1 protein-coding gene (cut by a window edge) is annotated in these 13053 nt (G+C 71.0%); it reads left to right on the top strand.

Annotated features, from left to right (window positions below; all coding sequences use genetic code 11):
• Positions 1-13053, top strand: the 3' end of a protein-coding gene (locus D7X74_RS04480; RefSeq protein ID WP_120531667.1) for a non-ribosomal peptide synthase/polyketide synthase. The gene continues 17631 nt to the left of window position 1, outside the view; 13053 of the gene's 30684 nt are visible here — the last part of the coding sequence; the start codon falls outside the window, past its left edge; the stop codon is at positions 13051-13053.

Genomic DNA, 13053 nt, shown 5'->3' with positions numbered 1-13053 from the left:
GAGGAGCCGGGCCTGGAGGGCCTGACGCACCTGCGCCGCGTGGTGTGCAGCGGCGAAGCCCTGCCCGCGGATCTGGTGCGCCGTGCCTTCGCGCGACTGCCCGTCGCGGAGGTGCTCAACCACTACGGCCCCACCGAGGCGGCTGTGGAGGTCACCTCCTGGCACTGCCCGCGCACGGAGGACCTGCGCCGCGTGCCCATCGGTCGTCCCGGGGCGAACACGCGACTCTACGTGCTCGACCGCCAGGGCCAGCCCGTGCCGGTGGGCGTCTCCGGTGAGCTGTTCCTCGCGGGCGTGCAGGTGGGCCGGGGCTACTGGCGTCGCCCGGAGCTGACGGCGGAGCGCTTCCTTCCGGATCCGTTCAGCCCCACGCCCGGCGCGCGCATGTACCGCACGGGCGACGTGGCGCGCTGGCTGCCGGACGGCACGGTGGAGTACCTGGGCCGCGCCGACTTCCAGGTGAAGCTGCGCGGCTTCCGCATCGAGCCCGGCGAAGTCGAAGCCGTGCTGCGGCAGGTGCCCGGGGTTCAGGAGGCGGTGGTGCTGGCCCGGGAGGACGTGCCCGGTGACATGCGCCTCGTGGGTTACCTCGTGCCCTCTGGGAACACGCTGGAATTGGACGCGGTGAAGTCCTTCGTCGCGAAGCAACTCCCCGAGTACATGGTGCCCTCCGCGTGGGTGCCACTGCCGTCCCTTCCGCTCAACGCCAACGGCAAGCTGGACCGCAAGGCCCTGCCCAGGCCGGAGGCAGGCGCGGAGCGCACGCGCGTCTACGTGGCCCCCCGCGACCCGACGGAGCAGGTGCTCGCCTCGCTCTGGGAGTCAGTGCTGGGCGTGAAGCAGGTGGGCGTCCAGGACAGCTTCTTCGAGTTGGGAGGCCACTCGCTGCTGGCGACGCAGGCGGTGTCGCGCATGCGCGCGGCCTTCAACGTCGAGCTGCCCCTGCGAGCCCTCTTCGAAGCGCCCACGATCGAGGCGCTGGCCCGGAAGGTGGAGTCGGCCCGGCAGTCGGGCCATCGCGCGACGCTGCCTGCGCTCGTGAAGCAGGAGCGCACGGGCGAGGAGCCGCTGTCCTTCGCGCAGCAGCGCCTCTGGTTCCTGGATCAGCTCCAGCCGGGCAGTGCCTTCTACAACCTGCCCGCGGCCGTCCGGCTGTCGGGCCCACTGGACGTGGAGGCCCTGCGCCGCACCTTCGATGAACTGGTGCGGCGTCACGAGTCCCTGCGCACGACCTTCCAGGTGCGTGACGGTCAGCCGGCGCAGGTCGTCACGCCGTCGGTGAAGTCCGTGCTGGAGTCGGTGGACCTCGAAGCGCTGCCCGCCACCGAGCGTGAAGCCGAGGTCCAGCGTCGAGCGCAGTCGGAATCCCTGCGTCCGTTCGACCTGAGCCAGGGCCCCCTGTTCCGGGCGAAGCTGCTGCGGCTGAGCGCCACCGAGCACGTGCTGGTCCTGGTGATGCACCACATCGTGTCGGACGGCTGGTCCGTAAGCGTGTTGGTGAAGGAAGTGGGCGCCCTCTACGGGGCCTTCAAGCAGGGCCACGGGTCGCCGTTGCCGGAGCTGCCGGTGCAGTACGCGGACTACGCGGCGTGGCAGCGCGGCTGGCTGCGCGGTGACGTGCTGGAGGCGCAGCTTTCCTGGTGGCGTCAGCAGTTGGAAGGCGCCCCGCCCGCGTTGGAGCTGCCGACGGACAAGCCGCGTCCGGCGGTGCAGCGTTACCGGGGCGCGAGCCAGTCGGTGGCGTTGCCGCGCTCGCTGGAGGAGCAGGTCAAGGCGCTGGCCCAGCGCGAGGGCGTCACGTCCTTCATGCTCCTGCTGACGGCCTGGCAGGTGGTGCTGTCGCGCTACAGCGGGCAGCAGGACATCAGCGTGGGAACGCCCATCGCGGGCCGGAACCAGACGGAGCTGGAAGGGCTCATCGGCTTCTTCGTCAACACGTTGGTGATCCGTGCGCGACTGGAAGGCAGTCCGACCTTCCGGCAGGTGCTGCGCCAGGTGAAGGAGACGACGCTGGGCGCGTACGCGCACCAGGAGGTGCCGTTCGAGAAGCTGGTGGAGGAGCTGAAGCCAGAGCGCGACCTGAGTCGCACGCCACTGTTCCAGGTGTCCTTCACGCTGAACGCAGCGGTGCTCGCGGAAGGCCAGTCCCTGCCGGGCGGTCTGTCCCTGCGAGCGATGGAGACGGAAGGCTCGGCGTCGAAGTTCGACATGACGCTGTCCATGGCGGAGACGGGCCAGGGGCTGGCGGCGACGCTGACGTACAACACAGACCTCTTCGAGGAAGGAACAGCGAAGCGGCTGCTCAATCACCTGGGCGTCCTCCTGGAAGAAGTGACGACCCGTCCCGACACGCGCGTCGCGGAGGTGGCCCTGCTGCGAGGCGCCGAGGCACAGCGGGTGCTGGTGGAGTGGAACCAGACGCAGGCGGAGTTCCCACGAGAGTCCACGTTGCATGGCCTCTTCGAGGCGCAGGCGCGGAAGACGCCGGACGCGGTGGCGATCGTCAGCGAGGAAGGGACGCTCAGCTACCAGCAGGTGAACGAAGCCGCCGAAGCACTGGCGGACAAGCTGCGCGCCTGGGGCGTGGGCCCGGAGGTGAAGGTGGGCCTGGCGCTGGAGCGTTCCGCCGCGCTGGTGATCGCGCAGGTGGCGACGCTGAAGGCGGGAGGCGCCTGGGTGCCGCTGGACGTGGAGTATCCGGCGGAGCGGCTGGGCTTCATGGTGAAGGACAGCGGCGCGGCCCTGGTGCTGGCACATGCGACGCGTGCGCACGAACTGCCCGCGACGTCCGTGCGCGTGGTCCACGTGGAGGAAGCGCTCGCCGCGACGGCCCCCGCGCAAGGCCTCGCCCGCGACGAAGCCTGGGCATCCGTGGATGCCGACGCCCTGGCGTACGTCATCTACACGTCGGGCAGCACCGGCACGCCGAAGGGCGTAGGCGTGGGCCACCGCGCCGTCGTCAACCACCTGCACTGGCGGCAGGTGCGCTTCCCGATGAGCGGGAGCGACGCGTTCCTGGCGAAGGCCTCCAGCAGCTTCGACATCTCGGTGTGGGAGGTCTGGGCCCCGCTGGTGAGCGGTGCACGGCTCGTGTTGGCGAAGCCGGGAGGCCAGCGCGACACGGAGTACCTGGTGAAGGCAGTGGCGGAGCACGGGGTCACCCACCTGCACTTCGGACCGACGCCCCTGGGAGCCTTCCTGGAGGCCTCGGGCGTGGAGGGATGCGCGCGCCTGCGGTACGTCTTCTGCGGCGGTGAGGCACTGGGGGCGGAGCTGCACCGGCGCTTCGTCACGAAGCTGGGCGCGAAGCTGGTGCACCAGTACGGCCCGACGGAAGCGTGCATCGACTGCGTGGTGTGGGAGACGCCGCGCGAGGCGGTGGAGGTGGTGCCGCTCGGTCGGCCCATCGCGAACACGGACGTGTACGTGGTGGACGCAGCGGGCCGCGCGGTGCCGGTGGGCATCGCGGGCGAGCTGCTCGTGGGCGGTGAGGGCCTGGCCCGTGGATACCTGGGCCGAGTGGACCTGACGGCGGAGCGCTTCATCCCGGACGGGCTGAGTGGCCGGGCCGGAGCGCGGCTGTACCGCACGGGAGACAAGGCCCGCTGGCGGGAAGACGGAACGCTGGAGTACCTGGGCCGGTTGGACTCCCAGGTGAAGGTGCGCGGCCACCGCATCGAATTGGGTGAGGTGGAGGCCGCGCTGCTCGCCCACCCGGACGTGCGCGAGGCCGTGGTTCTCGTGCGCGAAGACGTGGCCGGCGACAAACGGCTCGTCGCCTGGTTCGTCGCGGAGCGCGAGCTGGAACCCGGCACGCTGCGCGAGTTCCTGAAGCAGCGGCTGCCGGAGTACATGCTGCCGTCAGCGCTGGTGCCGCGTGAAGCATTGCCCCTGACGCCCAATGGCAAGGTGGACCGCAAGGCCCTGCGCGCGCTGGCCATCTCCCAGCCTGTTTCGAGCGTCTACGAAGCACCCGTGACGCCCACGGAGGTGGCCCTGGCCGCCATCTGGGCGGAGCTGTTGCGCGTCCCTTCGGTGGGACGGAATGACAGCTTCTTCGAACTGGGCGGCCACTCGCTGCTGGCCACGCAGGCCGTGGCGCGCATCCGGTCCACGTTGGGGTTGGAGCTGCCGCTGAGCGACTTCTTCACCACCCCGACGGTGGCCGCCCTCGCCGAACGGCTGAGCCGAGCCACGTCCAAGACCCAAGCCCAAGCCATCACCCCGTCGGTCCACGCGAACGCCCCGCCGCTGTCGTTCGCGCAGCAGCGGCTGTGGTTCATCGATCAACTGGAGCCGGGCAGCAGCCTCTACAACGTCCCCATCGCCCTGGGCTTTCACGGCACGCTGGACGTGAACGCCCTGCGCGCGAGCCTCGATGCGCTGATGACGAGGCATGAAGCCCTGCGCACCACCTTCCACTCCGAAGGCGGGCAGCCCGTCCAGGTCATCCACGCGGACTTCCACGTCCCGTTCGCGACGGTGGATCTGACGCACGTCCGGGATGCGGAGGCCCGGCAGGCGGAAGCCCTGCGGCTGCGCAGGGAGGAAGGGCGTCGCCCGTTCAGCTTGAGTGAAGGGCCGCTGATGCGCGCCCTGCTGCTGAAGCTGGGAGCGCAAGAGCACCAGGTGGTGCTGAACACGCACCACATCGTGTCCGACGGCTGGTCGCTCGGGGTGCTGGTCCGCGAGGTCACCGTCTTCTACGAGGCGTTCCTCCAGAACCGTCCCCCTGCCCTGCCGGCCCTGCCCATGCAGTACGCGGACTACGCTCGCTGGCAGCGTGACTGGCTCCAGGGCGAGACCCTGGAGGCGCAGCTCTCCTGGTGGAAGGCCTCCCTGGCCGGAGCCTCCGGCATCCTGGAGCTGCCCACGGACAGGCCCCGTCCCACCATCCCCTCCCAGGATGCCGCGCTCGTGCCGGTGCGCATCTCGCCGGAGCTGAGCGAGCAGGTGGAAGCCCTGGCGAAGCAGGAGGGCGTCACGCCCTTCATGGTGTGGCTCGCGGCCTTCCAGACCCTGCTGCACCGGTACTCGGGACAGGACGACGTGCTCGTGGGGTCCCCCATCGCGAACCGTCGGCAGGCGGAGACGGAGGGCCTCATCGGATTCTTCGCCAACACGCTGGTCCTGCGCGCCCGCTTCGGTGAAGCGCGCACGTTCCGCGAGCTGCTGGCCCAGGTGCGTGCCACCACGCTGGGCGCCTACGAACACCAGGACGTCCCCTTCGAGAAGCTGGTGGAGGTGTTGCAGCCGGAGAGGGCCGCGGGCCGCACGCCCCTCTTCCAGGTGACGTTCACCCTCCAGAACGCGCCGATGCCGGAGCTGAAGCTGCCGGCGTTGACGCTCCGCCCGCTGGAGGACGCCCCGATCCTCATCCACTTCGACCTGCAGTTGCTGCTGAGCCGGAGCCCGGAGGGGTACTCGGGGGCGATGGTCTACAACAAGGCCCTCTTCACCCAGCGCACCGTGGCGGGCCTGGTCCAGCGCCTGCGGTTGCTGGTGAAGGACGCCGCCCGCGCGCCCCAGACGCGGCTGTCGATGCTGCCCCTGCTGACGCCCATCGAGCACCGTCAGCTCCTGCTCGACTGGAACGGCACGGAGCGCGACTACCCGCGTGACGCCTCGGTGCCCACGCTCTTCTCCGAGCAGGCCGCGCGCACGCCGGACGCCGTCGCGCTGAAGGCCGGCACCCGGACGCTCACCTACGCGGAGCTGGAGGCGGAGTCGAACCAGCTCGCGCACCACCTGCGCTGGTCCGGGGTCAGGCCGGGCGACCGGGTGGGTCTGTGCGTGGAGCGCTCGCCCGCGCTCATCACCGCCATGCTGGGCATCCTCAAGGCCGGCGCCGCCTATGTCGCCATCGAGGCCCGCGATCCCGCCGAGCGCATCACCTGGATCCTCCAGGAGGCGGGCGTCAGCGTGCTCGTCACGCAGGACGCGCTGGCGGACAGCCTGCCCGTGGTGGCGGGACTGCTCGTGTTGCTGGATGAGGAGGCGGATCGGATCGCGAAGCAGCCCGTCACGCCGCTGGATGTGCCAGTGCCCGCGGAGGCGCTGGCCTACGTGATGTTCACCTCGGGAAGCACCGGACGTCCGAAGGGCGTCAGCGTGCCGCACCGGGGCATCATGCGGCTCGCGCGCCACAACGGCTTCCTCGAAGTCGGACCCGGAGACGTGTTCCTCCAGCTCGCGCCCGTCGCCTTCGATGCCTCCACGTTGGAGGTCTGGGGCGCGCTGCTCAATGGCGCGAAGCTGGTGCTGGCCCCGCCGAAGACCCTGTCCCTGGCGGAGCTGGGCGAGCTGCTGGGCCGCGAGGGCATCAGCACGCTCTGGCTCACCGCCGCCCTCTTCGAGCAGATGGTGTCCCAGCAGGGCCAGGACCTGGCGCGCGTGCGTCGCGTGCTCGCGGGCGGCGACGTGCTGCCCGTGCAGACGGTGCGCGATCACCTCGCGCGCCTCCCGGAAGGCGCGGTGCTGATCAACGGCTACGGCCCCACGGAGAACACCACCTTCTCCGCGACGCACACGCTGCGCGCGGGAGACACCGTGGAGCGCACGGTGCCCATCGGCCGTCCGCTGGGGAACTCCACGGCGTGGGTGTTGGACAAGGGATTCCAGCCGCTGCCACCCGGAGCGCCGGGCGAGCTGTACGTGGGCGGTGACGGCCTCGCCTGGGGCTACCTCCAGCGACCGGACCTCACCGCGGAGCGCTTCGTCCCCCACCCCTTCACCCGTGAGCCCGGTGCACGCCTGTACCGGACGGGAGACAGGGTGCGGTGGACGGAGGACGGCACGCTGGAGTTCCTGGGGCGCGCCGACTTCCAGGTGAAGCTGCGCGGCTTCCGCATCGAGCCCGGCGAAGTCGAAGCCGTGCTGCGGCAGGCGCCCGGAATTCAAGAGGCGGTGGTGCTGGCGCGCGAGGACGTGCCCGGCGACAAGCGGCTCGTGGGCTACGTCGTGCCCTCCTCGGACGGGCTGGAGCTGGACGCGGTGAAGTCCTTCGTCGCGAAGCAGCTTCCCGAATACATGGTGCCCTCCGCGTGGGTGGAGCTGAAGGCCCTGCCGCTCAACGCGAACGGCAAGGTGGACCGCAAGGCCCTGTCCGCGCCGGAGGCCCCGGTTGCCTCGGAGCGACGGGCCCAGGCTCCGCGAAACGCGCTGGAGGCGAGCCTCGTCGCCATCTGGTCGGAGGTGCTGCACGTGGAAGGCGTCGGCATCGACGACAACTTCTTCGACCTGGGCGGCCATTCACTGCTGGCCACGCAGGTGGTGGCGCGCATCCGGACCGTGCTGGGCGTGGAGCTTCCATTGGGCGACCTGTTCACCGCCCCCACGGTGGCCGCGCTCGCTGAACGGCTGGGCGGCGGTGTCCCCCAGGCGCACATCGCGCCCCTCACCCGGGCGGACCGCACGAGCGCCCCGCCGCTGTCGTTCGCCCAGCAGCGGCTGTGGTTCATCGACCAGTTGGATCCGGGCAGCAGCCTCTACAACGTCCCCCTGGCCCTGCGGTTCGAGGGTGCACTGGATGTGGGGGCCCTGCGCGAAAGCCTCGATGCGCTGATGGCCCGGCATGAATCGCTGCGCACCACCTTCCGCACGGAGGCGGGCGAGCCCGTCCAGGTCCTCCACGCGAAGCTCCGCGTGCCGTTCGAAACGGTGGACCTGACGCACGTCCCGGAGGCGGAGGCGCGACAGGCGGAGGCCCTGCGGCTGCGGCAGGAGGAAGCACGCCGTCCGTTCAGCTTGAGCGAAGGGCCGCTGATGCGCGCCCTGCTGTTGAAGCTCGGAGCGCAAGAGCACCAGTTGTTGCTGCACCTGCACCACATCGTTTCCGACGGCTGGTCCCTGGGGGTGCTGGTCCGTGAGGTCACCGCCTTCTACGAGGCGTTCCATCACGGCCGTCCGCCTGCCCTTCCGGAGCTGCCCGTGCAGTACGCGGACTTCGCCGTCTGGCAGCGCGACTGGCTCCAGGGCGAGCGGCTGGAGGCACAGCTCAAGTGGTGGAAGGACTCGCTGGCCGGAGCCTCGGGGGTCCTGGAGCTGCCCACGGACAAGCCCCGTCCCAGCGTCCTCACCCCGGAGGGCGCGATGGTGCCGGTGCGCATCTCGCGGACCCTGAGCGAACAGGTGGAGGCCCTGGCGAAGCGGGAGAACGCCACGCCGTTCATGGTCTGGCTCGCCGGACTCCAGACGGTGCTGCACCGGTACTCGGGACAGGACGACGTGCTGGTGGGTTCGCCCATCGCGAACCGGCGTCACGCGGAGACGGAGGGCCTGATCGGCTTCTTCGTCAACACGCTGGTCCTGCGCGCCCGCTTCGGTGAAGTGCGCACGTTCCGCGAGCTGCTGGCCCAGTTGCGCACCACCACGCTGGGAGCCCAGGAGCATCAGGACGTCCCGTTCGAGAAGTTGGTGGAGGAGCTGCAGCCCGCGCGGGACCTGGGCCGCACGCCGTTCTTCCAGGTGCTCTTCGCGCTCCAGAACGCGCCGGTGCCGGAGCTGTCGTTGCCCGGTCTGTCACTGCGGCCGCTGGAGACGGGTTCGGGAACCGCACGCTTCGATCTGGAGCTGGCGCTGTTCCGGAACCCGGAGGGCTTCGAGGGCATGCTGCACTACCGCACCGCCCTCTTCGAGCCCGCCACCGCGACGCGGATGGTCCGTCACCTGGAGGCGCTGGTCGAAGCGATGGTCGCCGAACCCGCTGCGCCACTGGAGCGGTTGTCGCTGCTCACGCAGGGGGAGCGGAGGCAGGTGCTGGTGGAGTGGAACGCGACGGGCGGCGAGTACCCGCGCGAAGCGTGCATCCAGGACCTGTTCATGGCGCAGGCCGCGAGCCGTCCGGACGCGGTGGCGCTGGAGTTCGGGGACGCGCGGCTGACGTACGCACGACTGGATGCACTGACGAACCAGTGGGCCCACCTGCTGCGCGAGCACGGCGTGGGGCCGGATGTGCTGGTGGCGGTGTGCCTGGAGCGCTCCGTCGAGCTGATCGTCGCGCTGCTGGCCATCCTGAAGGCCGGGGGGGCGTACCTTCCGCTGGACGCGGCGTATCCCGCGCCACGGTTGGCCGCGATGCTGGAGGATGCACCGCCGAGGCTGCTGCTGACGACGCGCGAGGTGCGCGCGAAGCTGGCGGTGGATGACGCCCTGCCCTGCCTCTTCGTGGAGGAGCTGCGACTGGAGGCACGGCCCATGTCACCCGTGAAGGCGGGGACGCATTCGCGCCACCTGGCCTACGTGGACTTCACGTCCGGCAGCACCGGCCGTCCCAAGGGCGTGGCGGTGGAGCACCGGGGCGTGATGCGGCTCTTGCACAACGCGCCCTACGCGAAGCTGGGTCCGGATGAGACGTTCCTGCTCATCGCGCCCATCTCCTTCGACGCGTCGACGTTGGAGGTCTGGGGTCCGCTGCTCTTCGGCGGGCGGCTCGTCGTCTTCCCGGCCAGCTCGCCGTCGGATCTGGCGCTGCTGGAGCTGGTGGTGCGGCGGCACGGGGTCACCACGTTGCATCTGACCGCGGGCCTCTTCGCCCAGGTGGTGGACCTGAAGCCCGAAGCCCTCAAGGGCGTGCGCCAGTTGCTCACCGGAGGCGATGTCGTTCCGGCGCCGCAGGTGCGGCGGGTGGTGGAGACGTTGGGCATCCCCGTCACGGCCTGCTACGGCCCGACGGAGACCACCCTCTTCGCGACGACCCACCGGATGATGCCCGGCACCCGGGTGCCGGAGACGATCCCCATTGGCCGGCCCATCGCGCAGACGCAGGTGTACGTGTTGGATCCGCACGGACAGCCGGTGCCTCCGGGCATCCCGGGCGAGCTCTTCATCGGCGGAGACGGTTTGGCGCGCGGATACCTCGCGCGGCCGGACCTGACGGCGGAGCGCTTCGTGCCCAACGCCCTCGCGGCACATGAAGGCGAGCGCCTCTACCGCACCGGCGACGTGGCGCGGTGGACGCCGGACGGCGTGCTGGAGTTCCTGGGCCGCATGGACGCGCAGGTGAAGGTGCGTGGCTACCGCATCGAGCTGGCGGAAGTGGAGGCCGCGCTGCGGGCGCATCCAGACGTGCGCGAGGCGGTGGCCCTGGTGCGCCAGGACACGCCGGGCGACAAGCTCCTGGTGGCCTACGTCACGGGCGGCACGGAGCCGCTGGACGGCCCGGCGGTGCGCGCGTTCGTGCAGGAACGGCTGCCGGAGTACATGGTGCCCTCGGTGGTGATGGCACTGGACGCGCTGCCGCTGACCACGAACGGCAAGCTGGACCGCAAGGCCCTGCCGGCCCCCAGCGCCGCGGTCTCACGCACGGGGTTCACGGCTCCCAGCACGCCCACGCAAAAGCGGCTCGCGACGCTGTTCGCGGAGGTGCTCGGCGTTGAACGGGTGGGAAGCACGGACAACTTCTTCGAGCTGGGAGGCCACTCCCTCCTGGCGACGCGGCTGGTGGCACGGGTGCGCTCCAGCTTCGGCGTGGAGCTGCCGCTGCGAGCCCTCTTCGAAGCGCCCACCGTGGCGGCCCTGGCTTCGAGGTTGGACTCCCGTCCGGAGCCCGGCGGGACGCAAGCTCCGGCACTGGTCCGGGTGGAACGTCCGGAGGTGCTGCCCCTGTCCTTCGCGCAGCAGCGCCTGTGGTTCATCGACCAGTTGGATCCGGGGAGCGCGCTCTACAACATCCCCACCGCGCTGCGCCTGTCCGGCACGCTGGAGGTCACCGCGCTCCAGCAGGCCTTCGACGCGCTGGTGCAGCGGCACGAATCCCTGCGCACGACGTTCGAGTCGCACGAAGGGGATCCGCGCCAGCACATCCACCCTGCCCCGTCGCGAACGCTGCGCACGGTGGACCTGCGCGCATTGAGCAAGGATGCCCGCGAGGCCGAGGCGATGCGCCGCGCCTCCGAGGACGCCCTGCGGCCCTTCGACCTGGAGCGTGGACCGCTGGCCCGCTTCACGCTGCTCACGCTGGACGCGCGCGAGCACGTGCTGCTGCTGTGCCTGCACCATGCGATCTCCGACGGCTGGTCCTTCGGAGTCCTGGTGCGCGAGGTGGTGGCCCTCTACGAGGCCTTCCGTCAGGGCCACGGCTCACCGCTGGCCCCGCTGCCGGTGCAGTACGCGGACTACGCGCTCTGGCAGCGCTCCTGGTTCCAGGGGGACGTGCTCGACACGCAGCTGAAGTGGTGGCGGCAGGAGCTGTCGGGGGCCCCGATGGTGCTGGCGCTGCCCACCGACAAGCCCCGTCCCGCGCAGCGCTCCTCGCGCGGGGCCACGCTTCCGGTGCGGCTGTCACCGGCGCTGAGCGACGCGGTGGAGGCCCTGGCCCAGAGGGAGGGCGCCACGCCCTTCATGGTGCTGCTGGCGGGCCTCCAGACCCTGCTGCACCGGTACTCCGGGCAGGACGACCTGCTGGTGGGTTCGTCCATCGCGGGTCGGCGCCACGCGGAGACGGAGGGCCTCATCGGCTTCTTCGTCAACACGCTGGTGCTGCGCGCCCGCTTCACTCCGGCCCTGTCGTTCCGGGAGTTCCTGTCGCAGGTGCGCGCCACCACGCTGGGCGCGTATGAGCATCAGGACGTCCCATTCGAGCGGTTGGTGGAGGTGCTCCAGCCCGCGCGGGACCTGTCCCGCCCGCCGCTCATTCAGGTGATCTTCGCGCTCCAGAACCTGCCGGACGCGGAGGTGCGCCTGCCGGAGCTGACGCTGCGGCCGGTGGATGTGTCGCTCGCGACCGCGAAGTTCGAGCTGGACCTGACCCTGAGCCGCACACCGGAAGGCTTCCAGGGCCTGCTCGCCTACAGCACGGACCTCTTCGAGGCCGACACGGCCGGGCGCCTCATGGAGCACTGGAGCCTGTTGCTCGAAGAGGCCCTGAGCGCGCCCGACGCGGCGCTGGACGCCCTGTCCCTGCCGGAAGCCCCGGCCCAAGGGCGGCAGGTCGAAGCCCCAGTCGTGGCGCTCCTGGCTCCCGACGAAAGCCCCACGCAAGCCCGTGGCAGCGAGGCGCCAAGGAACGAAGCCGAGGCCCAGCTCGCGCGCCTCTGGGCCGAAGCCCTGGGCGTGGCCACCGTGGATCCGCGCGACAGCTTCTTCGAACTGGGCGGCCACTCGCTGCTCGCCGTGCGCCTGATGGCGGCGGTGAACCGTGAGACGGGCCGCAGGCTGCCGCTGTCCGCCCTCTTCCAGGCCCCCAGCGTGGAGCGGTTCGCGGCGTTGCTGGAACAGCACGGGGACGCGGGCACGAACTCGCCGCTGGTTCCCTTCGACGCCGGAGGCACGCCGGGCACCGCCCCGCCGTTCTTCTGCGTCCACCCGGTGGGCGGCACGGTGCTCACGTACGCGGCGCTCGCGCGGCGGCTGGGACCGGACCAGCGCTTCTACGGCCTCCAGTCCCGGGGCCTGGATGGCACGAGCGCCCCCCACCGCACCATCGAAGCCATGGCCGCGGACTACGTGCGTGCCCTGCGCGAGGCACAGCCCGCCGGCCCCTACTTCCTGGGCGGCTGGTCCCTGGGCGGCGTCATCGCCTACGAGATGACCCGTCAGCTTCGCGAGGCGGGCGAGGAGGTGGCGCTGCTCGCGCTGCTGGACTCCTACGCACAGGAACCCGTGCCCGCGTCGGAACCCCTCCTGGATCGCACGCTGGCCGTGAGCCTGTTCGCGCAGGACCTGATGGGCGTGTCCCTGGGGGATCTGGAGCTGGATCTCGGCGCGCTCGCGGACCTGGAGCCCGAAGCCGCGCTCGCCCGGGTGCTGGAGGCCGCGGCCCAGGCGGGGGCCCTGCCGCCCGGAACGGATGCCGCGAACGCGGTGGCCCTCTTCCACGTCTTCGAGGCCAACCTCGAAGCCTCCCGTCGCTACCGCGCGCCTGCCATGGATCAGCGGGTGCTGCGCGTGCAGGCGGAGGCGCAGGCCACCACCACGGACGACGGGGGCTGGCGCGCGCTGGTGGGAGCACGGCTGGAGTCGCACCGCCTGCCGGGCAACCACTACACGCTGCTGAGCGAGCCCAACGTGCAGCGCGTGGCGGACCTCCTGAAGAAGGCCCTCCGCGAGCGCTGA

Source organism: Corallococcus sp. CA047B (assembly GCF_003612065.1).
Classification (GTDB): Bacteria; Myxococcota; Myxococcia; order Myxococcales; family Myxococcaceae; genus Corallococcus; species Corallococcus praedator.
Note: the sequence above shows the minus strand (reverse complement) of the source record. Positions and strands in the feature narration are given on the sequence as shown.